General features: G+C 67.5%; 22 protein-coding genes and 2 pseudogenes. 11 read left to right on the forward strand and 13 right to left on the reverse strand.

Going from position 1 to position 26,731, the window contains the following annotated elements; translation table 11 throughout:
• Positions 1–45: 45 nt before the first annotated feature.
• Positions 46–720: a nucleotidyl transferase AbiEii/AbiGii toxin family protein gene (locus ACFYQ5_RS12565; RefSeq protein ID WP_389196905.1), complete on the reverse strand. Its 675-nt coding sequence runs from the start codon at positions 718–720 to the stop codon at positions 46–48.
• 14 nt (positions 721–734) lie between these two features.
• Positions 735–1,115, reverse strand: a complete 381-nt coding sequence (locus ACFYQ5_RS12570) for a hypothetical protein (protein WP_389196807.1) — start codon at positions 1,113–1,115, stop codon at positions 735–737.
• Positions 1,116–1,123: 8 nt separating this feature from the next.
• Here ACFYQ5_RS12570 and ACFYQ5_RS12575 point away from each other — a divergent pair, with 8 nt between their 5' ends.
• Positions 1,124–1,441 (forward strand): hypothetical protein, encoded by a 318-nt coding sequence (locus ACFYQ5_RS12575; protein ID WP_389196808.1) that lies wholly within the window; start codon positions 1,124–1,126, stop codon positions 1,439–1,441.
• A gap of 10 nt (positions 1,442–1,451) precedes the next feature.
• Here ACFYQ5_RS12575 and ACFYQ5_RS12580 read toward each other — a convergent pair whose 3' ends face one another.
• Both ACFYQ5_RS12580 and ACFYQ5_RS12585 read right to left on the reverse strand, forming a co-directional pair.
• A complete protein-coding gene (locus ACFYQ5_RS12580; RefSeq protein ID WP_389196810.1) occupies positions 1,452–1,787 on the reverse strand; it encodes a hypothetical protein in 336 nt (111 codons plus the stop codon).
• Positions 1,784–6,829: a DUF6531 domain-containing protein gene (locus tag ACFYQ5_RS12585; protein ID WP_389196812.1), complete on the reverse strand. Its 5,046-nt coding sequence runs from the start codon at positions 6,827–6,829 to the stop codon at positions 1,784–1,786. The genes ACFYQ5_RS12580 and ACFYQ5_RS12585 overlap by 4 nt, the downstream gene beginning before the upstream one ends.
• An 813-nt stretch (positions 6,830–7,642) precedes the next feature.
• Between ACFYQ5_RS12585 and ACFYQ5_RS12590 the strand changes: the two genes are divergently transcribed.
• From ACFYQ5_RS12590 to ACFYQ5_RS12615, 6 genes are all read left to right on the forward strand, one after another.
• Positions 7,643–8,068, forward strand: a complete 426-nt coding sequence (locus tag ACFYQ5_RS12590) for a hypothetical protein (RefSeq protein ID WP_389196814.1) — start codon at positions 7,643–7,645, stop codon at positions 8,066–8,068.
• Entirely contained in the window at positions 8,065–8,883 is an 819-nt protein-coding gene (locus tag ACFYQ5_RS12595) for an SDR family oxidoreductase (RefSeq protein ID WP_389196816.1), read from the forward strand. Before ACFYQ5_RS12590 ends, ACFYQ5_RS12595 begins: the two co-directional genes overlap by 4 nt.
• 7 nt (positions 8,884–8,890) lie before the next feature.
• Complete coding sequence (sigJ, locus tag ACFYQ5_RS12600) at positions 8,891–9,823, forward strand: RNA polymerase sigma factor SigJ (RefSeq protein ID WP_389196818.1); 933 nt, start codon at positions 8,891–8,893, stop codon at positions 9,821–9,823.
• A 601-nt stretch (positions 9,824–10,424) separates the two neighbouring features.
• Positions 10,425–10,616 carry a hypothetical protein gene (locus tag ACFYQ5_RS12605; protein ID WP_389196820.1) on the forward strand — a complete coding sequence of 64 codons (192 nt, stop codon included), beginning with the start codon at positions 10,425–10,427 and terminating at the stop codon, positions 10,614–10,616.
• A 459-nt stretch (positions 10,617–11,075) separates the two neighbouring features.
• On the forward strand, positions 11,076–11,681 hold the full coding sequence (locus ACFYQ5_RS12610; protein WP_389196821.1) for a lytic polysaccharide monooxygenase: 606 nt from the start codon (positions 11,076–11,078) through the stop codon (positions 11,679–11,681).
• 397 nt (positions 11,682–12,078) lie between these two features.
• On the forward strand, positions 12,079–12,618 hold the full coding sequence (locus ACFYQ5_RS12615) for a winged helix-turn-helix domain-containing protein (RefSeq protein ID WP_389196823.1): 540 nt from the start codon (positions 12,079–12,081) through the stop codon (positions 12,616–12,618).
• 167 nt (positions 12,619–12,785) lie between these two features.
• Here ACFYQ5_RS12615 and ACFYQ5_RS12620 read toward each other — a convergent pair whose 3' ends face one another.
• Positions 12,786–13,031 carry an IS3 family transposase gene (locus tag ACFYQ5_RS12620; RefSeq protein WP_389196907.1) on the reverse strand — a complete coding sequence of 82 codons (246 nt, stop codon included), beginning with the start codon at positions 13,029–13,031 and terminating at the stop codon, positions 12,786–12,788.
• Between the two features lie 479 nt (positions 13,032–13,510).
• On the opposite strand from ACFYQ5_RS12620, the gene ACFYQ5_RS12625 reads away from it, so the two are divergent.
• Positions 13,511–13,783 carry a hypothetical protein gene (locus ACFYQ5_RS12625; protein ID WP_389196825.1) on the forward strand — a complete coding sequence of 91 codons (273 nt, stop codon included), beginning with the start codon at positions 13,511–13,513 and terminating at the stop codon, positions 13,781–13,783.
• Positions 13,784–13,826: 43 nt separating this feature from the next.
• Here ACFYQ5_RS12625 and ACFYQ5_RS12630 read toward each other — a convergent pair whose 3' ends face one another.
• From ACFYQ5_RS12630 to ACFYQ5_RS12660, 7 genes and pseudogenes are all read right to left on the reverse strand, one after another.
• Positions 13,827–14,231 (reverse strand): hypothetical protein, encoded by a 405-nt coding sequence (locus ACFYQ5_RS12630; protein ID WP_389196827.1) that lies wholly within the window; start codon positions 14,229–14,231, stop codon positions 13,827–13,829.
• Positions 14,228–14,593: pseudogene (locus tag ACFYQ5_RS12635) on the reverse strand (IS5/IS1182 family transposase); the annotation flags it as partial. The pseudogene ACFYQ5_RS12635 and the gene ACFYQ5_RS12630, both read right to left, overlap by 4 nt.
• Positions 14,594–15,332: 739 nt before the next feature.
• Positions 15,333–15,923, reverse strand: coding sequence for an ATP/GTP-binding protein (locus tag ACFYQ5_RS12640; protein ID WP_389196829.1), 591 nt, complete (start codon positions 15,921–15,923; stop codon positions 15,333–15,335).
• Positions 15,910–16,281 carry a DUF742 domain-containing protein gene (locus ACFYQ5_RS12645; protein WP_389196831.1) on the reverse strand — a complete coding sequence of 124 codons (372 nt, stop codon included), beginning with the start codon at positions 16,279–16,281 and terminating at the stop codon, positions 15,910–15,912. Before ACFYQ5_RS12645 ends, ACFYQ5_RS12640 begins: the two co-directional genes overlap by 14 nt.
• Positions 16,281–16,682: a roadblock/LC7 domain-containing protein gene (locus ACFYQ5_RS12650; protein WP_389196832.1), complete on the reverse strand. Its 402-nt coding sequence runs from the start codon at positions 16,680–16,682 to the stop codon at positions 16,281–16,283. Before ACFYQ5_RS12650 ends, ACFYQ5_RS12645 begins: the two co-directional genes overlap by 1 nt.
• On the reverse strand, positions 16,679–18,880 hold the full coding sequence (locus tag ACFYQ5_RS12655) for a nitrate- and nitrite sensing domain-containing protein (RefSeq protein WP_389196834.1): 2,202 nt from the start codon (positions 18,878–18,880) through the stop codon (positions 16,679–16,681). The genes ACFYQ5_RS12650 and ACFYQ5_RS12655 overlap by 4 nt, the downstream gene beginning before the upstream one ends.
• A 195-nt stretch (positions 18,881–19,075) precedes the next feature.
• Positions 19,076–19,981, reverse strand: a complete 906-nt coding sequence (locus ACFYQ5_RS12660) for a hypothetical protein (protein ID WP_389196836.1) — start codon at positions 19,979–19,981, stop codon at positions 19,076–19,078.
• Between the two features lie 375 nt (positions 19,982–20,356).
• Here ACFYQ5_RS12660 and ACFYQ5_RS12665 point away from each other — a divergent pair.
• Positions 20,357–21,061, forward strand: a pseudogene (locus ACFYQ5_RS12665) (IS5 family transposase); the annotation flags it as partial.
• Positions 21,062–21,148: 87 nt separating this feature from the next.
• Here ACFYQ5_RS12665 and ACFYQ5_RS12670 read toward each other — a convergent pair.
• Positions 21,149–21,853 (reverse strand): hypothetical protein, encoded by a 705-nt coding sequence (locus tag ACFYQ5_RS12670; RefSeq protein ID WP_359065503.1) that lies wholly within the window; start codon positions 21,851–21,853, stop codon positions 21,149–21,151.
• A gap of 298 nt (positions 21,854–22,151) precedes the next feature.
• Between ACFYQ5_RS12670 and ACFYQ5_RS12675 the strand changes: the two genes are divergently transcribed.
• Together ACFYQ5_RS12675 and ACFYQ5_RS12680 are read left to right on the forward strand one after the other, a co-directional pair.
• On the forward strand, positions 22,152–24,005 hold the full coding sequence (locus tag ACFYQ5_RS12675; RefSeq protein ID WP_389196838.1) for a sensor histidine kinase: 1,854 nt from the start codon (positions 22,152–22,154) through the stop codon (positions 24,003–24,005).
• A 104-nt stretch (positions 24,006–24,109) separates the two neighbouring features.
• Positions 24,110–24,787, forward strand: coding sequence for a response regulator transcription factor (locus ACFYQ5_RS12680; RefSeq protein WP_151512216.1), 678 nt, complete (start codon positions 24,110–24,112; stop codon positions 24,785–24,787).
• The last annotated feature ends 1,944 nt before the right edge of the window (positions 24,788–26,731 follow it).

Here is a 26,731-nt window from a genome sequence, read left to right on the forward strand (position 1 = left end):
CCCGGCCTCGAGTCCGAAGTCCCAGAGAAGTCCCACAGGTGCCACTCACTCCTGGCGAAACCTGTACGTGCGCAGGTCAGGTGGGATGTGGTGGCTCATCGGGCAGGCCTCGGTCAGATGTCCCGGAAGAGACCGGCCAGGACTCTGACCTGCAGCGATTAGGCCGGCTGAGGCGGCGAAGGCTTCGTCGTCGGTCCACTCGGCGCCCGTGAGGTTTGCCTGCAGGTCCTCGCGCTCGAAGCGGCCACGAGCGTGGCGACGGCCGAACTCCTCGAGCTCGGCATTGGGCCAGCGGCGTGAGGCCGCGAACACGTCGATCAGGTCGCGGGACGCTCCGCGGTCGGCGAGGGCGCGGACCTTCGTCCCGGTCACGTCCTCCTCCGCGAGGACGGGTCCGTACGGGCTCTGGGCGACCGGCCGCCAGAAGATCTCCTTGAGGATGTCGACTTCGCATTCCTGCCCGGTGGCCGGATCGGCCACGGTGAAGCGGGCGGACAGCGGGGCGGTCTCCAACGCATGCACCTTCCAGCCGCGGGCCTCCAGGCCGGCGCGGAGCGCGGCGGCGATGTCAGCCATGGGCGCCGGGTTCTCGGTGGCGACATCGAGGTCCTGGCTGGGGCGGGTCACGAGGCGATGTGCTCGCACGGCATACCCGCCGGTGAGGACCAGGGGATACGGCGAGCCGAGGGCGATGACATCCGCCAGGAGCCGTGTGTGCAGCTACGGCATGTCCGTCACGAGGCTGCCCGGGTGCGGGAGGCGAGCTGAGGGAAGGCGTCTTCCCATACGGCGCGCACGCTGCGGCCGACGAGGGTGCGCAGCACCGGCCACAGCTGGAGGAGCAGGTCCTGATTGAGGTAGCAGGGCAGGTCGTCGTGCAGGACGGTGCGGTATAGGCCCATACACTGGCGCGGCTTGCCCAATTCGTACGAGGTCATCCCCGACCAGGCCATGTGCAATGGCAGCTCCACAACTCCCTTGGTCGGGCCGTGCAACTCGTCCAGCGACTCCGGCAGACGCCGTCGGAACTTCTCCCGGTACAACGCGAAATCCTCGGCGACCGCGTCCGAGAGGCCGCTCGGCGCGGGTGCGGGACGCTGTGGGCTGGAGGACATGCCTCCACGTGCCCGACGGCCGCCCGGCCAAGCACATGCGCGACGCGCTGGAGAAGACCGTGCAGAGTCTGCCCCAGTATCTGACGCGCTCGCTGACCCGGAACCAAGGCTCGGAGATTGCGGCCCACCACGCCTTCAGCTTCGCCACAGTCGCCACCGAACTCAACGGACGCTCAGGTAAGGCGCTCGGCTGGGAAGCCACAGCCGAGCGCCTGCGCAAAACTACTCGCAGCCTCACACGGCCACGTGTTGCGACGATCCCTGGAAGACGAATGCTGGTGGGGTCTTCGGCACAACACCCGATCGCCATGCGCGGTGCAATGTAGAGCTGCGGTACTACTCGGCAGCGCCGTTGTCGTCGACGAAATTCAGGGCATTTTCCAGCGCACTCCGCAGATATGGTCGGGCATTACCGGCGTCAGCCTTGCTCAAGAGGATCGTGAGGAATTCTGTGTCCGGATACCCCGCAACGCCTGCCGACTTCGCGGCGTCGAGCTGCGACCAGATGGCGATCATCATTTCGTTGCAGGCGCGGGCCTGCGCCAGGCTGTCCGGAGTGTCACCGGCGAAGATCTCGCGCGCCGAGATTCCAATTCGGTGCCCGAGCGTACGCAGGAAGAACTCTCTCCGGTCCGAATTCAAAGCCGATTGGAATTGCTCTCGGATGTTCATTGATCCATGTCCCAAAAGTCCTCGTCCGTCATTGGCCTGCCGCCGTACGGGTCGCGCGGAAGTGAATCGACATCGTATCCGCGTGAACGCAGAACGGCGATCCGGGTGTTGCCGTTCATGATGGTCCCATCCGGTTTCGCCTTCAGTGACTCATCCCGGCCGACACGCAAGGAGTGGACAATTTCTTCGGTGCTCTGCTTGTGCCAGAAATTCAGCGAGCTCTTGTCGAGCGAGCTGTCCGGGTGCAAGGATTTCAGAGGTGCGCCGGCGGAGCTGTTCGGCAGTCCCTCGGATCTCAGGACGGAGGTCTCCGGTTCGTACGCCTGCCGCCTCCACCCCGTGAGACCGCCGACTCCGACGAGGGCCACTTGCTGGGTCAGCTCGTCGCCTGCTTCCGCGTACAGGTCGGCGAGTGCGTCGCAGCCTTGTTGGCGGAGCATGTATTCGGCGCGGTAGAGGCGGTATGCGGGGCGGACGGGGAGGTACTTGTCGAGGAAGGCGCCGGCGCCGCCGTTCTCGCCGGTGAAGGCGTCCTGCGCGTCACCGAGGAACACGAACGGTGACTTGACGACGTCGACGAAGGCGTCACCGAAGATGCCCAGCACGTCGCCTATGCCGTCGACGCTGTCGTTCTGGTCGTCGGGGGTCCGGCCGCTGGGGTCGGTGAGCAGGGTGGGCTGGTTGTCGGCGTAGGCGTACGGGGACACGTGGGGGGTTGAGGTGCTTCGTGTTGCCGGGTCGGTGCTGTTGAAGCGGCCGGTGGCGGGGTTGTACTGGCGGGCGTGGAGGTCGAGGTTGCCGGTGGTTGTTTCGTAGCGGGCGCCGGTGTAGGAGGGGGTGCTTGAGGGCGCGCCGGTGGTGAAGGTGCCCAGGACGCGGGTGCCGTAGGGGTCGTAGGCCCAGCGCTGGTGGAGGGTGCCGGTGCTGCCGGTGACGTCGAGCGGGGAGCCCTGGGTGTCGTGGTGGTAGTAGAAGACGGCACCTGCACCGGGTTTGGTGGCTGCGGGCTGGCCGAGGGGGTCGTAGCGGTAGGACTGCTTGACGGTCCAGGCGCTGTCGTACTCGGTGGCGAGGATCGGCAGGGGTGCGTTGGGGTCCCACTGGGTCCGGCTGGTGACCGCGCCGTCCTTGAGCGTGGCGACCTGGTTGCCGCTGGCGTCGTGGTCGTAGGTGTAGTCGGTGCTCGCGACGGTGGCGGCGGAGATCTGTCCGGCCAGGTCGTAGGCGAAGGTGTTGGCGCCGGCCTTTGTCTGGTTGCCTTCCGCGTCGTAGTCGTATGCGGTGGTGGTGGTCCCGGTGGTGGTGGAGGTGAGCTGGTCGGCGTCGTCGTAGGCGTAGCTGGTGGACGTGGTGCCGAGGGTCGAGGTCAGGCGGTTCCCGACTTTGTCGTAGGTGTAGGACGTGGTGCGTGTCGCGGCGCAACCGGTGATCCAGGGCTGGGGGTAGCAGCCGGAGGTGAGGCGGCCCGCGGTGTCGTAGGTCTGGTCGTAGCCGCCGGTGCCGACTCCGGCCCGGGTGACGTCGACGCGGGTGGGCAGGCCGGCCGGCGAGAGGGTCAGGGCGGTCTTGGTGACCGTCGTGCCCGCCTTGGCGGAGGTGACGGCGGTGACGCGGCCCGCCCGGTCGTAGGTGCGTTCCTCGGTCTCCGTGTTGGGCAGTGCCGTTTTGGTGAGGTTGCCTGCCGCGTCGGAGGCGTAGGTGGTGGTGGTGCCGTCGGCCGTCATGGTGGCGGTGCGGCCGTCGTTGTCGTAGGTGTAGCCGATGGTGTTGCCGTCGGAGTACTTGCGGGTGAGCATCTGCCCGGCGGCGTCGTAGGTGTAGGCGAAGCCGCGGGTCTTGGTGAGGTCGCCGACCGCGTTGTAGACGAAGTCCTCGGAGATCTTCGCGTTGGCGCGGGCGGTCATCTGTCCGGCATCGTCGTAGCCGAGGGTGACGTCCGGCGTGGCGTCCGAGTAGTCGATCTTGGTGGTCAGGCCGCGGGTGTCGTACGTCCGGGTGGTGGAGCCGCGGGGCGTTGTCACCTTGACCGGATTGCTGTCCGCGTCGTACGCGTATGTCGTCGCCCGGTCCAGCGGGTCGGTGACCGACGTCAGGCGGTGCGCGGCGTCGTAACCGTAGGTGGTGACGTGGCCGTTGCCGTCGGTCCGGCCGGTGACGTTGCCGACCGAGTCGTAGCCGTAGGTGGTGGCCGCGCCGCCGGGGGCTGTGACGGTGGTCAGCTGGTCGAGCTTGTTGTAGCGGTAGGTGGTGGCGCGCTGGTCGGCGTCCGTGCTCCGGGTGACGTTCCCGACGGCGTCGTATTCGGTGCGGGTCACGTTGCCGAGCGGGTCGGTGACGGCGGTCGGGTTGCCTGACGGGTCGTAGTCGTATGTGGTGGTGTACTGGGCGGGGGAGGCGCCGGTGGCGTTGCCCCGCGGGTCGACGGCCGTGGCCCGGCGGCCGTCGTCGTCGTAGGTCCAGCTCTCCTTGTTACCCAGGGGCGAAGTGCTGCTGAGCAGGTGCCCGTCGGCGTCGTAGGCGTAGGTGCTGGTCTTGCTCAGCTGGTTGGTGCTGCTGGTCAGCCGATTGTTCTTGTCGTAGACGGAGAGGGTCGTCCTGCTCGCGGCGTCGGTGACTTTGGTGACGTTGTCATTGGCGTCGTACGTGTAGCCGGTGGTGTGGCCCAGTTGGTCGGTGTTCACCAGCGGCCGGTTGATCGCGTCGTAGGTCGTGGTGGTGAACGCGCCGGTGGGCCCGGTGACCTTGGTGTTGTTCCCTGCGGCGTCGTAGGCGTAGCTCGTGGTGTGGGCGGCCGGATCATTGCCTGTGACGTTGCCGCGCGGGGAGACGCTGGTGAGCAGGCGTCCCACCTTGTCGTAGGTGTAGGTGGTCTTGTTGCCGGCGGCGTCCGTCTCGGAGGCGAGGTGTCCGGCGGCGCTGTAGGTGCGGGTGACGAACTCGCCCGCCGCGTCCGTCGCCCTGGTCAGGTGCCCGGCATCGTCGTAGGCGAATGCCGTGGTCTCGCCGTCGGGGTTCTTCGCGGTGAGGAGTTGTTCCGCACCGTTGTAGGTGTAGGTCGTGGTGCGGCCCAGCGGGTCGGTGGCCGAGCTGAGCAACCCGCGCCCGTCGTAGGCGTAGCTCGTCGTGTAGACGGCCGGGTCGGCGCCGGTGGCGTTGCCACGCGGGTCCGTCTTGGTCAGGATCCGCCCGGCCGCGTCGTAGGTGAACGTCGCCTTCTCACCCAGGGGTGTGGTCACCGACGTCCGGTTACCTGCTGTGTCGTAGCCATAGGTGGTGACCTTGCCCCGCGGCGTCTTGACCGTCTGGATGGCGCCGAGTGTCGTGTACGTGTAGGCGGTGGTGCCGCCCAGCGGGTCGGTGGCCGTCGTCAGCTGGTTGGACGTGTTGTACGCGTACGTGGTCTTGTTGCCGCGGCCGTCGGTGTGGCTGGTGATGTTGCCCGACGTGTCATACGTCCAGATCTCCTTGTAGCCGAGCCCCGACGGTGAACCCCGGGTGAGCATGCGGCCGGCGCCGTCGTACGTCATCGATGTGGTGTTGCCGCGCTGGTCGGTGATGCCCACGGGCCGCAGATTGCGGTCGTAGTCGTAGGTGATGCTCTTGCCGTACGGGTCGATGGTCGACATGAGGACGTTGCCGGAGTACACGTCGGTCCACACGCCGCCGTCGGGCGCCGTGGTGTGGGACTCGCGGCTGCCGTCCCAGGTGAACGTGGTCGTCTTGCTGTTCTGGTCGGTCTGGGAAGTGATCCGGCCGGTCGTGTCGTAGACGTTGCTGACCTTGCCGCCTGCGGGGTCGGTGTAGGACGACAGCCGCTTGTTCGCGTCATACGCGTAGGAAGAGGTCTTTCCGGCGGGGTCGGTCACCGAGGTCAGCAGACCGTTGGTGTAGCCGTAGGACACCGACGTCGTGTCCGGCAGGGCCACGTTGGTCAGCAGCCCGTCGGCGCCGATCGTGAAGGTCGTCGTGCGTCCGGCGGCGTCCTTGACGGAGGCGAGCTTGCCGGACACGTAGGTCAGGCTCAGCCCCTTTCCTGCCCTGTCCACGACGGAGGTGAGCTGACCACCGCTGGTGAAGGTCCGCTTGGTGTGGTCGGGCGCGGTCAGGACGTAGTCACTGGTCCCCTTGACCAGCTTGGCTGCAGAACCGGCCGGAGCTTTGTACGTACCGTCGCTGTTCTGCGTGAACACGAACGACGCCCCGTCGTCCGCCCGGTAGGTGACCTTCCCCGTCGAGACCGTGAGCTTCGAGTCGAACGGTGTCGCCCAGCCGCGGCCCAGCAGACCCGCTGTGATCGAGTCGGAACGGTATGTGCGTTCCAGGGCGAGGGGCACACCTGGGCCGACCAGGGACGCGTCAGTGAGCTGTTCGAAGAAAATGCCGGTCGCCGTGTTGACCGGGTCCGCACGGTGAGCCTGCGCGTAGCAAGTGCAGATGCCCGCCTGGGCTCCGGGAATGTCAGGCGTGTAGAAGGCTTCCACCAGCGGCGAGGTGGTTCCGCCCGGACTCGAAGACCCGTCCGTGCCGGTGAGGAAGATGTAGGCGTAGTACTTCTTGCCGTCCTCGAGATGCCCCCCGAGCGTGCTGCCGCTCCACCAGAAGCATTGGTCGGCGGGGTAGGCGTTGCTCGGCCACCACCCGTAACACCAGGCGCCGTTGTCGAGGTAGCGGCCCGAAGGGTCACCGGTGGTGCGCTTGATCTCCTGCTGGTGGACGTAGTTCCCCGCCTCGTCACGGACGTAGAGCCACATCCCGGACACCTGGGATGCCGCCGTGCCCGTCGGCAGCTGCAATTGCCCGCCGATGGACAGCATCGCCGGGTAGGCGGTGGCGTACGCGCTGACCCATGTCGGATTGCCTGTTGCCTGCGCGCCGAAGGGCGATGCCAACTTTCCGGCGGCCGGGCCCCGGTCGGCGGGTTCGGTGGGACGGGGGTGCGGTGTCCCGGACGGCTTTTCTGCACGCGGGGTGATGTAGTTATGCATGGGCGACAGCTCGCCCCGGTCCCGCTTCACCTGCTGGCGTCTCTCGGCCAGCGTCATGGCCTTGGGTGGTTTCGGGAGGTCCGCAGCGGTTCTCGCCGCGGCCGTCCGTATGGCAGCCGATGGGGGTATGGAGGTCTGTTGGCCTCCGGGGGATGCCCAGGAGGGGATGACCCCTGCGACGGCAAGGAGAGCCAGAGCCAGGAGTGTCGTGAGGAGTCTTCGCGCTTGTGTGCGCACAGTGCATCACCCGTGAGTAAGTCGTGAAAAGAGTCGGTGTGATGCTTGATCCAAAAGTGGATCGAACTAACGCACGGCGGGGGATGGGGCTGGATTCCGACGTGTGGCGCCGAACGGTGCCCGGAGTGTCCCCTGGTAGCGGGGTCAGCCAGCCGCCCTCTGATGGGCGATTGGCGTGAACACGCCGTCCTGTCCTGGAGGCGGTAGTTGAACACCCGGAGAGCAGTCAGCCAAGCCTGGGTTTCTGTTCGGCGGCTGGCGTGGTTGTGGCGGCTGGTGGGGGAGTGAAAGGTGCGCCTCGTTCGCGGACCTTGCCTGCTGTCGACTGGAGCTTTTGGTGGCGCTGTGGCTTCGCGAGCCGTGGGCGGCCGGGGGCTGGCAGGGGTGACCTGGCGCATGTGACGGCTTCCTGGGCAGGACCGCCAGCTGATGGCGAGGTTGCGCGAGGAGGCCATGGCGCGGGGCAGGGTGCCGGTGCGGACCTCGGAGTCGTCCTCGCGGAACGTGCGGTCCCGCACGTGGTGCAGGAGGTTCTCGATGCCCCAGTGGCCTCTGATCTGCGCAGACCGGTTCCTTGACGCCATCGGGTGACAATCCGTCTCACATCTCAGGGCGCTGTGTCGTCATAGAGGTATGAACACGAAACTCCGTTACGCAAGTCTCGGCCTCCTGGCCGCGGTCGGCCTGTACACAGGGCTCTGGGCCTACTTCGCCCCGACAAACTGGTACGCGAACTTCCCCGGCTTCGGACTCAGCTGGCTGCCCCAGCTGGGCCCCTACAACGAGCACCTCTCCAAGGACGCCGGGGCCATGTTCCTGGCGTTGGCCATGCTGACGCTCATCACGCTGAGCTCCGTGCGAAACACTCGGCTGGTCCAGACAACGGGCGCGGTGTGGCTGGTCTTCAACGTGCTGCACTTCATCTACCACGTACAGCACCTCGCCATGTACAACACGCGTGACCAGGTGCTCAACGTCGTGTTCCTGGCCGCACTGGTGCTCCTGGCGGCCGTGCTCCTGGTGCCGGTCCTCCCCGGACGGCGGAACGACACCCGATGACGTTCGGCGACAACAGCAACGACGGCAACGACGGCAACATGAGCGTGAAGGAGAGGTCCGGCATGCGGGTGGCAGTGGCGGGCGGGACCGGGCTGGTCGGCCGGTATGTGGTCGAGGAACTGGCCGCGGCCGGGCAGGAGCCGGTGGTGCTGGCCCGGTCGCAGGGTGTGGACCTTGTGACAGGCGCTGGGCTCGACGCGGCCATGGCGGGCGTGGAGGCGGTCGTCGACGTGAGCAATGTGACGACTACGAGCGGCAAGAAGGCCATCGCGTTCTTCGACAGCGTCGGCCGCAACCTCCTGGACGCCGGTATGCGAGCCGGGGTGGGCCACCACGTCGTGCTGTCGATCGTCGGCATCGACCAGGTCGGCCTCGGCTACTACCAGGGGAAACTGCGCCAGGAGGACGTGGCAAAGAGCGGGCGGACACCATGGACGGTGCTGCGCACCACCCAATTCCACGAGTTCGCGGAGCAGACCCTCGACCGGGTGTCAGGGCCACTGGCAGTGGTGCCCCGGATGCGGACCCAGCCGGTCGCGGCTCGTGAGGTGGCCCAGCAGCTCGTGCGGCTCACCATGGCCCCGGGCCAGGGCATGGCCCCCGAGCTCGCCGGACCGCAGGTCGAGCAGGTCGTCGACATGGTGCGTCGACTGCTGCGGGCCCGGCACCAGCGGCGTCTGCTGCTGCCGGTGAAGATGCCCGGCGTCGCGGGCACGGCGATGGCGGGCGATGGTCTACTGCCTGTCGGACAAGGGCCGCGGGGCAGCCAGACCTTCGAGGCATGGCTCGCCCAGCACGCTGTCCAGGGGGGATGAAGACACCGTGTCCACGCCATCCGAATCGGCTCAGGACCCTCCCCTCGGCACCCTCATGGCCGAGCGCCGTCGGCTGCTCAACCTCGGCTACCGAATGCTCGGCTCCGTGCAGGACGCCGAGGACGTGGTCCAGGAGACGTACGCCCGCTGGTACACCCTGTCCGAGGAGGAGCAGCAGGGGATCGCCACACCGCTGGCTTGGCTGACCCGGGTCGCCTCACGGATCTGCCTCGACCACCTTGCGTCGGCGCGGGTCCGCCGGGAGCGCTACACCGGTGAATGGCTGCCGGAACCCGTCCGGCACAACACCCTGTGGACCAGCACGGGCCACGAAGGCGGCGCCGATCCCGCCGACCGCATCACCCTCGACGAGTCGGTGAGCATGGGGATGCTCGTGGTCCTGGACTCGATCACTCCGGCGGAACGTGTCGCCTTCGTCCTCCACGACGTCTTCGGCGTGCCGTTCGCCGAGATCGCCGAGACGGTGGGCCGCACCCCCGCGGCCTGCCGACAGCTCGCCGCGTCCGCCCGACGGCGTATTGCCAGCCAACGGTCTGGCAGCAGTACGGCAGAGGAACACCGCCAGGTCGTCACCGCGTTCCGCGACGCCTGCGAGACCGGCGACCTCGACACCCTCATCGATCTCCTCGACCCCGACGCCGCGTCGCTCAGCGACGGCGGCGGCAAGGTGCGCGCGGCCCTGCGCCCGGTCGTCGGCCGGGACAAGGTGGCCCGCCTCCTCCTCGGCCTTATGCGTAAGGAACCCGGGGTGGAACTCGTCGAGGAGGACGTCAACGGTGCCCCCGGTGTGACGGTCCGCATCGCCGGCACCACCGTCGCTGTCCTCGCCCTGGACGTGCGCGACGGCCTGGTATCCAACCTGTGGCTGGTGGTCAACCCGGACAAGCTCCACGCCTGGACCGACGACGACACAGACTGACGACCCGCAAGGTGCGGCTGGACAGGTCGATCGAGGACGGGTGGACCAGCACGAGAAGCTCCCGCGCCGACCTCCGTCATCACCTTCTTGCTCCGGTAGCCGTTGCGCGTGTTGCCGCCCGAGAGCGACCCGCGTCCGCCGACCCGGCCGGCCCCGTCGGCCAGGTGCTCATCCACCTCGGCTTCCAGCGCGGACTGCTCACACTGCCGCGCGTCACAGCGGGTCACGGGTTCTTCAGCCGATGCGGTTCCCGGAGCCGCCAGTACGGCGGTGAAGGCGAGGACTGCTCCTGATACCGAGGTCCTGAAGGCCAAGTTCATGACTACCCTTTCCATTGTTGCGCGTTGGTATCGCGCCACTGGCTTCGGCTCGCCAGGTTCGGCGAAGTCCCTGATGGGCCTGGGGCGGTGGCTGCATCCCGTGGTGTGAGAAACATGCGGATGGGGCGGGCTGACTGTCGCGGGACGTCGGCGCCGTGAGCCGGTGCGGATGCAGGCGGCTGAGTTGTTCGAGCGGAAGATCAAGCTGTTGGAGGGCGCGGCGCCTGTGGGCGAGCCGGAAGTGGCCCTATCACGGTGCGATCGGCAGCCTGGTGGTGGTCGTGCTCTGCGTCGGGTCGGTCGTGCTCGACTTCGTCGGCGTGATGCTGCTCAACGCGACAGCCACCGACTCGCTCGTCGCGGGGGTCGCCGCGAACGCCCTGGCCGGGGTGCGGCTCTACATGCAGACGGGTGGCGCGGCGCTCGTCGAGGCCGCGGTGCTCGCGACGGTGCTGGTGCGCAGGCGCGGGTGAGTCACGTGTCCAGCCGGGCGGCGATCCCGTCGAGGGCCATGCCGAGGTGCCGTTCGAACCGCCGGTCGCCGTCGTCGTGGAGGTGCCCGGCCTCCTTGACCAGTGGCGCACATGTTCGGCGTGGTGCTGCTGGGTACGGAGTGGACCGGGGAATAACAGGCAGTCTCCTCGGTCGGACCGGATCTGCAAGAGCGCAAACCGACGCGGTGTCATGGCAAGCCGGTCTCCCTCCCGACATGACGGTGAGGACCGCCATCCGGCTCACGGCACACACTCCCTGCCCACCCGATTTGTGATCAACTTGGTTGGTTTTATTGACACTTCACGCGAACGTCGTACCGTTGGGAGCGCTCCCATTACAGCCTTGCCACTGGAAGGAGTTCCCCCCACATGCACCACAAAATTCCGTTAACCGGGCGTTCGAGGTCGTACCTCCGCCGCCCCCTCCAGGTATTCGTCATGCTGTTCGCCGTCGTCGCCGGCGCGCTGGCCTGGTCGGCCCCCGCGCAGGCTCACGGCACGATCGTCGGCCCCGCCACCCGCGCCTACCAGTGCTGGAAGACGTGGGGCAGCAACCACATGGACCCGGCCATGCAAACGCAGGACCCCATGTGCTGGCAGGCCTGGCAGACCAATACCGACACCATGTGGAATTGGATGAGCGCTCTGCGTGACGGCCTCGGTGGCCAGTTCCAGGCGAAGACCCCCGACGGCACGCTCTGCAGCAACAACCTGTCCCGGAACGCCAGCCTGGACAAGCCCGGGGCGTGGAAGACCACCACGGTCGGCAACAACTTCTCGGTGCACCTGCACGACCAGGCGTCCCACGGTGCCGACTACTTCAAGGTCTACGTGAGCAAGCAGGGCTTCGACCCCAAGACCCAGACCCTGGGCTGGGGCAACCTCGACTTCATCACGCAGACCGGCAGCTACGCGCCGGCGAACGACATCACGTTCCCCGTCCAGACCTCCGGCTACACCGGACACCACATCGTGTTCGTGGTCTGGCAGGCCTCACATCTCGACCAGGCCTACATGTGGTGCAGCGACGTGACCTTCGGCTGAGCTCAGGAGCGCCACACATGGCACCGGTCCCGGGCGGCGCCCTCGAAGCGCCGTCCGGCCGACCGAAAGGGCATTCCCGCAGGTCAGCGGCCGATCCCCTCTCATCGTTGCACGACGGATCGGCGGACCAGACAGATCTACGTGGCCGGCATTGAGCCCGAGGCGCTGCGCCCCCCCGGTGAATGAGTGCGTGGTCGAGGAGCAGCCGACCTCGCAGTACGTCGGTCCTGTTCGTCGAGTCTGACATCCCGCCGGCCGAAGACCTCGTGCGAGGATGCACCCGCCGCCCATCAGTGCGGCGGGTGCGCTTCGCAGTTGCCCGTACGGTCCACCTACTGAGGTTTTCGTGTTGTCGTCGGGTAGTGACGGTTCATGATCCCTGCGGTATGCCGGTGGGGTGAGGTATTCGGAGGGTGGGGGCCTGACCGCTGAGCGTCGGGCGTTTCGTGAGGAGATCCGGCTTCAGGCCGGGCAGCGGTTCGCGGCGGGTGAGAAGACCGCGGTGATCGCGAAGGACTCGCGAGTGAGCGTGCGGTCGGTGGAACGCTGGCGCCGTGCCTGGCGCGAGGGCGGCATGGAGGGCCTGCGTTCCGCGGGTCCGGCGAACTCACCGACCATCACCGATGCCCAGTTCGCCGTACTGGAGGAGGAACTCGGCAAAGGCCCGGCGACCCAGGGCTTCGAAGACGAACGCTGGACCCTGGTCCGGGTCCAGACGGTGATCCGCCGTCGGCTGCGAGTGAGCCTGTCGGTGACAACGGTGTGGCGGCTGCTGAAACGGCATGGCTGGTCCTGGCAGGCGCCCGCCCGCAGAGCGCTGGAGCGTGGCGAGCACGCGGTGGAGCTGTGGAAGGAGGAGGTGTGGCCCCGGGTAAAAGGCTCGCGGCGGCCTCCGGGGCCTGGATCGTCTTCGAGGACGAGGCCGGCTTCTCGATGACGCCGCCCCGCGGTACGAAGCCGAACACGACTGGCTCACCACCGTCCGGCTTCCGCCGTATGCACCCGACCTGACCCGTCGAGGCCGTCTGGTCACTCGTGCGCAGAGCAATGGCCAACACCGCCTTCACCACACCCGACGACCTCGACCGCAAGCTCCGCAGCGAGTTACGCAGGATTCAACTTCGGCCCCGTCTCATCGACGGCTGCCTTACCGCCACAAGACTGGCCATCAACCCACCGACCCCGCCCTGAAAACCTCAGTAACGTGACAGTGCCCTCGATGGGGCTGAGGTAGCCGAGCCGTTTCTGGATGCGCCGGCTGTTGTAGAAGCCGTCGATGTACTCGAAGAGCGCGAGGTTCGCCTCGGCCCGGGTGGCGAAGACGCGGCCGCGGACGCACTCGGGGCGCAGGCCCGCTGGCCCGCCTTGTACGCCAAGGCCCGTACGGAGGACGACCGTGCGATGCGCGCCGAGGCGAAGTCTTCAGCTGCATTGTGATTGAGGTCACTGGATCTTAAATTTCCCTGATCGGCTGAATACTGTATTGACGACTGCGTACGGGCATCGAAATGCAGTGCGTCATACACGGAAAACCACGTTCCTGCAAGATTGCAAGAGCGTTCGGGCAGCCGAGATCGTACTCTTTTCGGCCTGACGGATTCCCTTGTCCATGCAAAACACCGCTGCGATCATGTCGATGGTTCCGCCCTGAGAGGGCGGTTTGTGAGTTGATATCCGCTTTGGCATGAGGTTGAGAGGGCTGCTTGTCACGAGGCTGAGGGCGGCTGTAGCCGGAGAGGATCGCAACGCGGGATGATGAGCACGTGCTCCCTCCTCGACTGCTGTGGTGCGACCCGCGTCCCATTCCCAGGCACAACCTGCAGGAACCAGTGACGCTCGTTGTCCGCGACCCTGGCTTCTACGAGCCGACCGATGAGGACGACTGCACATCCTTTGATTATTTTTGCCAGCAGCACGACTGCTCGTACCGGGGTGACGCATGCCAGGATGGGCCGTCACATCTCATCGCCCTGGACTGCGGGGAACACGGGCTTGAGAACATGTGGCCGGACGACCGCATGCTGATGTTTCCAGACGGATTCACCCCGCCGCTGAACGACGAGCAGTTGGTCTGGGCACGTGCGGAGGACGACTTCCTGTAAGTCGCTCAGTGAGAACGCTCGACCCTTCACCGCGACAGGACAGCTACGGCTTCTTGGCGAAGCTTCCGGCGTCGAGTTCGGTGAGGATGCAGAGTTTGACGAGGCGTTTCAGCTTGGCGCGGGTACCTTCGATGTTTTTCGGCAGGAGTTCGTGGTCGAGGGCTTCGCAGACTTCACGTGCCCGCAGGGCGACGGTGGCCTCGTTGATGAGGGCGAGGATGCGCGGGTAGTCCGGGTGCTCCGGCACGTCGGGCGAGGAAGATCGGGCCGGGATGCGGTCGGCGAGAGCGGTGACGGTCTTGCGGGTGATCGCGAGGTGTTCGAGCTGGGTCTGCGCCTCCCGCAGCCGGCCTTGCAGTTCGTCGATCTGCGTGCGGAGGTCGTCGGCCAGGGCTTGGGCGGCGTGTTCTTGGATGCCAAGTGCGTCGAGCAGAGGCTGAAGGTTCACGCCGTCACCGCTTGGGGTTCGCGCCAGGTGGGCGTGCTCGCGCCAGTGAGGCGCCGGGCCATGACCTGGGTCATCGCCCAGTAGACACGGGAGGCGGAGGAGGACGGGCGGTGCTCGTAGTCGCGGACCAGGCGTCGGTGCAGTATCAGGATCCCGTAGGTCTGCTCGACCTTCCAGCGTTTCGGCTGCGGAACGAACCCTCTGTCCTGCGGGTTGCGTTCGACGATCTCGACGTCGATGCCCAGGAGGGTGCCGTGCGCGACGACCTGCTTCTTGAAGCCCTGGTCGACCAGGGCCTTGCGGACGTTGCCGCCGGTGTGCGCGGCGACCTGGTCCAGCAGAGCGATGCCTGCGGCGCTCTCGCACCGCCTCATCACTGCGGGCTATGCCATCAACGAGGCTACGAAGACCGACCGGCACGCGGCGGACGACTGGCCCGGGCTGATCGCCTTCGTTGAGCGGAAGTGTGCGGCCAGCACAGAGGGCACGATGACACGGGCTGGGAGCGCTGCTACACCTACATCGTCAGTCGGGCAGAGGCCGCTGTTCAGCCAACCCAGCCCGTTGACGATCGCGATGCGGGGTACGCCGTACTTCGCCACTTCGCCTCGTTCTGCAGCAGCGGCGCAGGATTCGAGCAGAGTTGGCTCATCAAGGTACCCGACGTCGACTGAGCGCCCCGAGCCAGTCAAGCCCGGGAGCGTGGCTGCACCCCGCTCTCTCCCGAGGGGGCGCAGTGCTGTTCGGAGTGGTCAGGCGTCGGCAGGCTCCGTGAGCGTTACGGCGAGGGCTCTACGCCCTGGCCCCTCTCTTCGACAAGGGCTTCTTCCTCTTCGCCCGCTCGACCTGCTCCCACAGCGCTGAAAAGCGGTACCAGAACCTGACGCGGGGAACGGCCCCGTGTCAGGTTGTGCGCAGCGCCCGGTGGAAGCCGACTGTCCGGGCCGTGCCGCGAGAGGCGTTCCTCGACGACGGCTGGTTCGAGTACACGGACGATGGCTGGTACCGGCCGGCATTTTTCGACGGCCGACGCGGCGGCGGCCTGGACCGGGTCTACGGTCGTGGTCGTGAACCTCCACGCCACCACGTGGCAGGCCGGACTCAGCCGGTCGCCGCGGCCCCGGCTTTGGTGATGAGCATGTCCAGAAGCGAGAGCAGCGCACCGCGCGCGTCGTCACGGGAGCGGGCATCGAGCAAGTGGATGGGTGTGTTCGGGTCACGCAGATGCAGCGCCGCCCTGATCTCCCGAGCGCTGTAGGGCTGTTCGCCGTGGAAGCAGTTCGCGGCGACCACGAACGGAAGCCCTCGGTTCTCGAAGAAGTCGACGGCCGGGAAACTGCGGTCGAGCCGTCGCGTGTCGACAAGGACAATCGCCCCGAGTGCCCCGTTCAGCAGGTCGTCCCACATGAACCAGAAGCGCTCCTGGCCAGGAGTGCCGAACAGGTAGAGCACGACCCGCGCGTCGGTGAGGGTGATGCGGCCGAAGTCCATCGCGACGGTGGTGACCGCCTTGGACTCGATGCCGTCGAGGTCGTCGACGCCGACGCCCGCGCTCGTCAGCCGCTCCTCGGTGCGCAACGGCTCGATCTCGGAGACCGTCTCGACCAGGGTCGTCTTGCCGACGCCGAATCCCCCAGCGATGAGGATCTTGACGGGGGCCGCTTCCTGGGCAGGGGTGTCATATCCGTGCAAGGTTGTCCCTGATTCTCATGAGCAGGTGGACATCGGTTGTCTCGGCCTCTTCCAGGGGCGGCCGGTGCTCGATCAACCCCCGATCCGCGAGTTCGCCGAGAAGAAGCGTCATGGGAGTGAGGCGGACGCGCATGCGCGCCGCGATCTCGGCGACCGCCAGGCCCCCCGGAGGCGAGCACATCGCGAGGATGGCCTGCCACTCGCTGGGCAGGCCGCCGTGGCCGTCCGCGACGGCCACCGCCGTGATCGTGGCGTCCATGGTGAGGGCGGTGTGTGCAGCCGCCGTACGTCCATCGGTCAGCGCGTACAGCCGCGTCCGGCGGTGGCCGCCCTCTCGCGGCCCCGGCTCGTCCGCCATTACGACGGCTGCGCCTGGCCGCGATCAGGCGTGCTCAGCCACTCACCGAGCGCCTGGGCGGTGCGCACGGCTTCGCCTCCCAGCTCCCCCAGCCGCGCCTTGCGGGAGGTCACCACGATGAGCGTGCTGCCCTCCCCGCAACCGACGATGCAGAGATAGCAGTCGTCCATCTCGACCAGCTGGCGGATCACCCGGCCGCCGTCGACCTCCCTGGATATCGCCTTCATCGTGGAAGCGACGCCGGAGGCCGCGGCGGCTATGCGCTCCGCCTGGTCCCGTTCCAGCTCGTACGAGCTGAGCTTGATCCCGTCGTTGGACAGCAGTACGGCTCCCTGGATGCCGGCGATCCTGCTCAGGTTGTTGTCCAAGACGCTGTAGATCATGTCGTTCGTTGTCGTCATGGCTGATCCCGTCGGAGTTCTTCTTCCACTGTCTGAGTCCCATGTTCGTAGTCCGCCCAGGCGTCGGCCACTTCCTCGGGTGTCGCCGCATCCTGATGGACGGCAGTCTCCCGTGCGTGTGGTGCGCGGAGCTGCTCGGCGATGTGAGCCTGTGGGACCCGCTCGGGGAGGGCCGGCTTCGCGTCACCGTTCCGTGTCAGGGAGGGAACCGACGGCTTACTATCCACCGGCCGCTCGGGCAAGCGCTCGGGCGTCCTACGGCCGGCCGACACGGTCTTCGCGTGCAGGACCGGTTCGGGCTTGCGTACGTCGGACGGGCCCGGTGCCGGGGCGGACATCGCCGCCGCGTGCGGCGCTTCCTGTGCCGCCCGGACCGGTTGGGTCGGCATAAGGAGTTCCTCGGGAAGGATCACCACGGCCGACGTCCCCCCGTATACCGAGCGGCGCAGCGTCACTGTGGCCCCGAGCTGTTCGGCGATGTGGCCGACCACGAAGAGTCCGAGCCGGTGAGCGTTTTCCGCCAGGACGGAATACGGCGGGGCAGAGTACAGACGCCCGTTCATCTCCTCGTAGGTTGCGGCGGTCACCCGAGGCCCGCGGTCCTCGATGTCGACCAACAGCCCGTCTGTCACCAGTTCGGCCCGGACGACCACCTTCGACTGCGGCGGGGAGAACCGGGTGGCGTTGTCGAGGAGTTCTGCCAGGAGGTGGCTGATCTCGCTGATCACCCGCGGTACCACGCTGATCTCGTCCAGGGCCTGGCGCTCGATTCGCCGGAAGTCCTCGACCTCCGCGGCGGCTTCGCGCAGCAGGTCGGCGACGCGCATGGGCTCGGTGTGCGGATCGGGGATCTCTCCACCTGCCAGGATGAGCAGGTTCTCGATCTGCCGCCGCATACCCACCGTCAACTGGTCGGATCGCATCAACCGGGCGAGAAGCTCCTCGTCGTGGCCGAAGGCGTCCTGCAGTTCGTCGATGAGGGTCAACTGGCGGCTGACCAGGTTTCCGGTGCGCGAGGCGATGCCCGCGGCGAACATACCGAAACCCTGACGCTCGGCCGCGAGCCGCGCATGCCCGTCGACGGATACGGAGACGACCCGGGCGAACGCGTCGCTGATACGTCCGACCTCGTCCCGGTCTCCGCTCACCGCGGGCAGCGCCTCGTCGTCGACGGGCTGTCCGCGCTGGAGCCGGGCAACGACATCCGGCAGCGTGTCCTCGGCAATGGCCACCGTACGTTGGTGCAGACCGCGCAGGCGGCGGAGTACGGAGCGCGTGGTGAGCACGATGACGGCCGCGACGGCGAGGACGGCTGCACCGTTTCCGACGGTCAGCCAGATGACCCCGTTCTCCAGTTGCGTGGCCTTGGCGTCGGCGTGCACGAGAAGTGCTCGCCCCTGTTCCGCGTTGAGCGTGTCAAGGCGCGCCGCGAACTCGTCATACGCGGCCTGCCAGGCGTCGGCTTCCTTGGGTAGCCCGATGCTGGACCCGATGTTCTGGTGGTCGGAGATGACCGCGTCCTCGATGCGGACCTTCGTCTTCCAGCCGTCCGAGGCGAAGACCTGGTCGTAGACCGCTTTGTCCTCGGCCGTCAGATACGGCGCGACCCACTCGTCGTACTGGTACCGCTGGGACCCAACGGAGTTGACGAATTCGGCGAACCCGGAAGGGCTCAGACGCCTGGACGGCCCGGCCATGGCGAGGATGGTGGTCTCGCGCGCCACCATCTCGGACACCGTGAACACCGTGACGACCAGGCCGCTCTCCTGGATGAGCTCGGCGTCTTCCGCATGGCTGAACTCGTTCTGGTACACCCGGATGATGTGGTCGACGAGATCGGAGTAGTAGCCGATCGTCCGATCCAGGTCCCCGCTGCGGGCGTCCGCGCGCTCGCGGAACGCGGCCAGATCCGCGAGGCTGTGCTTCAGCTCCGCGACGTGATGGTCGTCCTCGCGCCCGGTCGCCGCCAGAGCTCCGTCCGCCGCCCGACGGAACTCGTCCGCGGCCCGGTCCGTGGCCGCGCGCCGCTCGCGTAGCTCTTCCTCGGACACGGAGCCGCTCGCCCACCGTGTGGCGGTCATCGTCCGCTCAGCCTGCAGTTCGACCATCAGCCTGGTCAGGGGTACATCGGTCCGCTCAGCAACTGCCACATCAGCGCGCAGTTGCTTTGACTGGTCTATCAGCGGCTGTGCGGTCATGACCACTTGGGTACTCATCGCCAGGATAGGGACGATTGCCAGCCAAATAAGCAGCGTACGCAGGCGCAAAGTACGCCGCCGGAGAGTCGCCGGCTGCCCTTGTGTGCCTTCGGGTTCTATAGGAGACATCAGTCCTCGGAGAGCGGGGAACCAGTGGGGACGGCCCGACCGCCGAGACCAGACGCAGTCCTGGGTTCAGGACTGGGGGAAGTCCGGTTCGGCGTTGACGCGACGTGAGGTTCCGATCATAACCAGCCGCACCGGAGAAACGGAGAGATGACTTCCGCTGGTCATATGTGGTAAAGGGGCGAAGCGTTGCGCATCGGACGTTGCCGTTTCACCTGACGCCTGGGCACAGGCGTGCTCGTGCAGACAGGGCAACCCGTACCCCCTGCACGCCCTTGCGGGCGATCTCGGCTGTGAACCCTCGCGCCCTTCGGGTCGGTCTTGCCCGATGCGGCGGCCCAGGGGGTCATGGGAGTACGTCCACGTCTCGCCGTCCGGCGTCACGACCCGCATGAGCCTGTCCTCGGCACTCCACGCGTAGGCCCACGTCCGGGTCTGACCGTTGAGCAGCTTGCGGGTCTTACAGATCAGGCGGCCCGCGGCGTCGTGTTCGTACACGGTGCGGCCCGCCTTGCGGACCAGAGTTCCGGTGAACGTCCTCTCGCCAGAGACTTCCTGGCCTGGCACCGAGGCGTGGGTTTGGTTCCCGGCCGCGTCGTAGGCGTAGCACTCGGTCCAGCCGTGCGCTTGTACACGCGTTACCCGGCCGACCGGGTCCAGGGTGAAGTGGCGAGTACCGGACGTCAGTTCGCGAATCTGGGTGACGTAGCCGTCGGGCCGGTAGGCGTAGGTGCGGTGTTGGATGAGGTCATCGGCGGCGGAAGTAACTGTCTGTGCGGTGATTCGGCCGGTTTCATCCCAGCGTTGACTGAGGGTGACACCGCCGACGGCACGCTGTGTCTCGTGACCGGTGGCGTCGTGGGTGAAGGTAAGGGTGTTGCCCGCCGTCGAGAGGGTCAGGGGTCGGTCGGCGGCGTCATACGTCCATGCCGATGCCAGCCCGGACGGGGTCGTGCGAGTCAAACGGTTGCCCACCGCGTCGTAGGTGGAGGTGATCGTACGGCCATTGACCGTCTCCGCCAGGACTCGGCCCAGGAGGTCCCGCTCCGGGGTCAGGACCCGTCGTGCCTCTTGCCCTCAAGGGGCACGACACCCCGCCCGTCAGATGTCCCGGAAGAGACCAGCCAGCGGTGACCTGCCACGATGAGAAGTCTTCGATCGCTGACCTGCGCAAATAGTCTTTCAGTTGTTTCACGCCCATGCTGGTTGGTGGGGCTGGAAGTCCCAGGGGACTCCCTCGGCTAACGGTGCCCTTTCGGTTCTACTCGGCGTCGGGCGGAGCGCAGTCGCCGAGACCTTGGCGCTAGTCGTGTCTTCGATTGAGCTTGAGTGGTGGTTCATGGGCGGGTGATACGTCGCCCTGAACTGTCCGATGAGGAAGAGGAGTTCGTTCGGCCACTGCTGCCTGCGTCCTTGCGGGGGGCGGAAGCGGTGGGACGATCGAAGGGTGCTCAACGGGATCGTGTGCAAGTTCCGCACCGGCACGGCCTGGCCGGACGTGCCTGAGCGGTATGGGCTGTGGTAGACGCTGCACACCCGGTTTCGCCGGTGGGCCCTGGACGGCACCTTCGAGCGGATGCTCCGGGCCGCGCAGGCCCGGGTGGACGCGGCCGGGGACGCCGCAGCCCATGCCTCGGAGGCTCGCGGGGTGGCCTGACCAGCAAGATTCACCTGGCCTGTGACGCTTTCGGGCGTCCGCTCGCCTTCGCTCTCACGGGCGGGATCACCAACGACTGCACGCAGTTCACCGCCGTGATGGAAGCGATCCGGGTGCCCCGCCCCGGGCCGGGGCGGCCCCGGGTGCGGCCGGCTCACGTGCTGGGCGACAAGGGCTACAGCTCCCGTGCGATACGAACCTGGCTCAGGCGTCGCTGCATCAGCCATACCATCCCCGAGCGGGCCGACCAGGTCCGCAACCGGCTCCGGCGCGGCAGCCGGGGCGGACGCCCGCCAAGCTTCGACAAGCAGCTCTACAAGCGGCGCGACGTCGTGGAACGGTGCTTCAACCGGCTCAAGCAGTGGCGCGGCATCGCGACCCGCTACGACAAGACCGCCGAGCCTGTGGCGTGTCGGCAACACGACGCGCAACGGCTGTCCGTGGCGTACCTGACTTGTATCGCCGTAGCGGGAGTGATGTACGTGTCAGTCCACTTCCAGGGCGTCCAGAGCCAGCGTGTGGGCTATGGCGAGGCGGCGGTCGATGTCGGGCGCGAGGATCTCAAGTACGTACCGGGTGTGCAGCCCCAGCTTCTTGGTGACGGTCATCAGCGGCTTGCCGCTCTCGGTGTACTCGAAGCGGTACGGCCAGATGAACGGTACGTATTCGAGATACGGCACGAACTCCCAGATGAACCGGACGAAGGCCACCACCCGGCTGTGCTCGCGGCCGGTCAGTTTCATCGTCCCCGGCTGGCGCACCTGCCATGTCCTGCGGAGGAAAGACGCGCCCGCGTCCTCGTAGAACGACCCCAAGGACTGGCCCGAAGCGTCCCGCACGTCGTACATGTAGCCCACTTCGTGGTCGCGGCCCTTGAAGGCGGCGAGAACGGACTTCCTGGACGCGTCCGTATAGACGGTCACCTGTCCCCTGAGCGACAGCTGCTTCTCGCGTGCGTATGCGACGGGCTGGCCCTCGGAGCCGTCCGGCCGGGCCACGCTCACCACGTACTCGCCGGCCGTGAGGCTCAGTGTCTTCTTGATGACGAAGGTGTCGTGGGACTGGATGTCCGGTGCTTCCGCAGTGGTGGGGGCCGGGACTGGGGCGGGGGTGGCCTTGGTGAGGCTGACGGCGGCCCTGTCCTTCTCCGCGCCCGTTCCTGCACTCGACTCCGTGCCCGTGCTGTCCATGTGGCATCTCCCGTTGTCCGCGTGGCCCCGATTCGGTCCGTCCATCGTCGGCCGCACGACCGGCCCGGCGCAGTCTCCGGAAGTCGCGATCCTGGGCGACGAAAGGTGTCAACTTTCCTCGTACGGTGGCACGACGCCCGGCCGATGCACGCGTTCTTCCGGGGGTCCTACCGTCGGTCCGGTGTATGCGGACAGGGAAGTGGATGTGGATGTGAGGGCAGGTACGGATGTGGGAGATCGACGGGTACGTTCCGCCGGGCTCGCCGTTCGGGGCCTCCGGCGGCGGTTGAGCGGCGGTGTGCTCTGGAGCCCCGCCCGTATCGTCGGGGAGGCGGTGCTCGCCGTCACCCTCGCCGGGCTCGCCACGGGCATCGGCGCGTGGGTGGACACGCTCGACGCGCGGACCGTCCTCCTCGCCGGGGCGATGGCCCTGCTGGCGCCCGCGCGCCACGCGCTGCCCGCGACCGTCCTCATCCTCTCCGCCCCGCTGGCCGGGGGGTGGAGCGTCATGGCCTCCGTGCTGCTGGTCTGCGCCGCCTGGTCGGCGGGGCGGCGGATCACGGAACCCTGGCGGGTGGCCACCGCCTTCGGGGCCGCGTGTGTGCTCCACACCGTCCCGGGCCTGTACCACGACATCACCTCGGGGGCCGCGCCCGTGCTGCCCGTCACCCTCGGGTGGAACGTCGTGACATTCCTGACTCTGGCCGTGGTGCCGGCCCTCGTCGGCCGCTACCGGGACCAACGGCGGCGACTGCTCAGCGCGTTGTGGCAGAACAATCAGCAACTCAGGCGCGAGCAGGCGATGGTGGCCCGTGAGGCGCGATTGCTGGAGCGCAACCGCATCGCCCATGACATGCACGACAGCCTCGGCCATCAGCTCGCCCTGATCTCCGTGCACGCGGGCGCCCTCCAGGTCGACCCGGAGCTGACCGGGAGCCAGCGGGAGGCCGTACGGATCCTGCGGGGCGCCTCCGTCACCGCGATGGCGGAGTTGCGGGCGGCGGTGGGGGTGCTCCACGACGAGGCGGAGTATTGGGAGCAACAGAACGAGCAGCAGTACCAGGGGCATCAGTCTCACCAGGGGAACCAGGGGGAGATTTCCTACCGGGAGTACGGGGAGCACCGGGAACACCAGGGGCGCCAGCGGCAGCCGGTGGGCGACGGCGCCTCGGTGCCGTACGCGCCCCGTACCACCGCCGCCATCGACGGCCTGGTCGAGTCGTCCAGGGGCGCGGGCACGGCGGTGTCGCTGGACCGGAGCGGTGTCCGGAGGCCGTTGGCGCCCGCCGCTGACCACGAGGCGTACCGCATCGTCCAGGAGGGGCTGACCAACGCTCACAAGCACGCGCCGGGTGCCCCGATACGCCTTGCCCTGCGGTACGAACCGGACAGCCTGGTCGTGGAGGTCACCAACGGGCCCGTGCCGGGCGGAGCGCCCGAGGTGCCGCCGGAGGTCAGCGGCGGCCAAGGGCTGAAAGGGCTGCACGAGCGGGTCGGCCGGGTCGGCGGCATGGTGCACACCGGGCCCACCGAGGACGGCGGCTTCCGGATCGCGGGGATGCTGCCGTACGGGGAGGAGAGCAAGGCGGGAAGCGGGGCGGAGGGCCGGGCGGGGCACCTCGGGGGACACGGGGCGGGGAACGATGCCCGGGGCGCGGGGCCGTACGGCGCGACCTCCGTCGTACCGGCTCGCGACGTTCGGGGGCAGCTGGGTCCGAGGACGGTGGACGACGGTGGAACGGTCATCAACGGGGCAGATCCACAGAGGGAGTTCACCGCCATTATGAGTACCAGGAAGAACGTCGCCATCGGCTGCGCCGTCACCGCCGTCGTCCTCGTCGCGGGCGTCATCGGCCTGGGCGTCTGGGGGATCGGCGTCATGACGGAAGAGGTGAAGAAGGCGGAGATCTTGCCGAGCGTCTACGAGGAGGCGAAGGTCGGGGACGCCGAGGCGGACATCCGGGCCAGGCTCCCCGAAGAGGACTCGTGGCTCACCTCGGACCTGGCGGACCAGGGGCCCAAGCTGCCCGACGGAGCGACGTGCCGACACTTCACCTCCGAGGACGACCAGGGGGTCGACTTCCTCACTGTCTTCCGGTTCTGCTTCCAGGACGGGAAGTTGGTCTCCAAGGAGACGTACAAGGCGACGTGATGCGGGGCTCCGTGCGGCGGGTCGGCCCGTACAGGGCATGATGGCGGGGCCACTCCGTCCGTTCTCCTTGACAATGTCATGATCGGCACCGCGCAGGAGGTTGTGTGATCCGGGTCCTCGTCGCCGACGACGAGCCGCTCATCAGGGCCGGCATCAGAATGATCCTCACCTCGGCCGACGACATCGACGTGGTCGCCGAGGCCGGGGACGGCCGCGAGGCGGTGGAGAAGGCCCGGGGCGGCGGGGTCAACGTGGCGCTGCTGGACATCCAGATGCCGGTGATGGACGGGCTGACGGCGCTGGTCGAGCTCGGCCGCGCCGCGCCGAAGGTACGGGTCCTGATCCTCACCACCTTCGGCGAGCGGGACAACGTACTGCGGACGCTCGGCCACGGCGGTGCGGGGTTCCTGCTGAAGGACTCCGCGCCCGACGAGCTGATCCAGGCGGTGCGGGCCGCGGCGGCGGGCAACGCGTATCTCTCACCCGCGGCCACCCGGCATGTGGCGGACGTACTCTCCGCCACTGGGGCCACCACGCGCGGGGAGGCCGCGCGGCGCCGGCTCGACGGGCTCACCACCCGGGAGCGCGAGGTGCTGGCGCTGCTCGGGGAGGGGCTCTCCAACGCGGACGCGGGGCGGCGGCTGCATATGAGCGAGGCCACGGTGAAGACGTACGTCAGCCGCATCCTCACCAAGCTCGACTGCGACAACCGCGTCCAGGCCGCCCTCCTCGCCCGCGACGCCGGGCTTCAGCCGGGGGGACTTCAGCCGGGCGGGCACTGACCGGACGGAGCGTCACTTCCGTACGGCCTGACGTCTGTACGGGGGCGCGGCGTCCGTACGTGCCCCCTTCCGGCCCGGTGGGCCGAGACACGCGGATCCGCCCGACCGTATCCGTACGGTCGTATCGCACCGCCAGGCCTGAGCGGTCGGGTCCCCGCTCGTCGGAGCCTCCCCCGAGGACACGAGGGAGGGCTCTTCCGGACGGACCGAAACGGGCCTCTGCCCCCTGACCGTGCTGCTCCGGTTCAGGGCCGACTTCTACGAGCGTCGCGATGGTCCTCCAGTGGTGGCGCGTCACTGGACGCCGCCAGGAGGGGGCGCAGCGGTGGACAGCCGGTGGACAGACGCCTTTGGACGAGCCAGCACGCGGCCGCACAGGGGAGACTGCCCCACACGGCGATCTGGGAAAACGTCATCAGGAAGCAGGGTGCGGCACCACCAGGCGCGATCGCTCTCGTCATGCGCAGGTCTTGGGTTCGAAACCTGAAGACAGCGCTGGCCCGGTTGAGGGTCAGAGCTGCAGGCGCCCGGGGTCGCACATGGTGGTTTCAGGCACCGGGAGCCGTCTCCTCCAGGAAACGTTCCACCTCGCGGGCCATGCCGGAATCAGCTCCTGACGCGAGAGAGTTCCGAACGGCGGCTTCGCCGGCCCCTTCGTGGTCTTGATGACCTTGCTGGCGTCGATGTACGCGCCCGCCATCCCCTCCCGCTGGTACGCCCCGTGCGTTGACTTGATTGCGCCACGCGCCGTGCCCGCACCGCACTCGTCCTGACCGTGTAGAACACCCTGGCCATGGCACTGATCAACGAGCCGGGGACCGAGGCGTATCACCCCGGGTTCCGAGGCGGCTGGGCGAATGTTCGCCCGGTACGTGTAGAGGTCCGGGCCGAAACTGGTCGTAGTCGACTCCGACTTGCAGGAACGCCAGTGGCAGCGTCGGTGCGGGCATTGCGAGGCCCCTCCGGCGAGCACTCTCCGTGAAAGGTGACGGAATATCAGGTATTCCTGATACATCGTCACCCATTGAAGATCATCTTGCACACGCGTTGCACAAGGTGATGAAGAACAGCGGTGATCAATGGAAGGCCGAGAAAGGGTATAGCCACAGGTCGTCGCGTGTTTAGGGGTGTCGTGCCCCGTGTCCCCAAGGGGCACGACACCCCGCCCGTCAGATGTCCCGGAAGAGACCTGGCAGGGCGGTGACCTGCAACGATGAGAGGGATTCGGTCGCTGACCTGCGCGAATGGTCTTTCGGTTGTTTCACGCTCTTGCCGGCTGATGGGGCCGGAAGTCCCAGAAATGTCCCAGAAGGCTCCCACCACCCTGGCTGTTCTTTCGGCTCTGTACAGGGTTGGCAGTGCGGAGTGGGCTGCTGGTCGGCGTACAGGGTCGGCGCTGCAGGGGCAGTGGCGCTCCCCGAACGGCTCGGGGATCCGGTGAAAGTCTGGCAAGCGGCGTGTGACTTGCTGACGGCTGTTCACCCCGACGCGATCACCCTGACCCCTTCCCGCAGCATTGGTCTGCCGCGGATTGCGTTGAAGCCCGCCTCAGTGCTCCACGCTTCATCGGAGGGAAGAATGGACGACTCCTTAACCTCGATCTTTCGTGACGGGTCGTCGGATTCTCCGGCGGCCCGTTTTGGCTTGTCGGGTCGGTGACGGGTAGGACGATGACCCGGCTGTCGCGTCGGGTGTGCGCCGGGTTCCACGGCTCCGGTGGGCGGTGCGAGTTCGTCGGGATGGGCCGTTGCTGCTGGTCTTGTGTCCTGAACATGTAAGGGAGTTGGTCGTAGGCAACTTCTGGAAGTGATGCTGTGTGGGAGATGAAGGTTTTGTGGCCCTTCAGACCGCCCTGTGGGGGGAGGCTCTAAACCGCCTCATGTTGCGTTAGCTAGAGACTGTCGTGGTGAGCGATGAGGAAAAGGCGTCGTAAGAGGCGTCAGG

It is taken from the genome of Streptomyces sp. NPDC005794 (assembly GCF_042871445.1).
Taxonomy (GTDB): Bacteria; Actinomycetota; Actinomycetes; order Streptomycetales; family Streptomycetaceae; genus Streptomyces.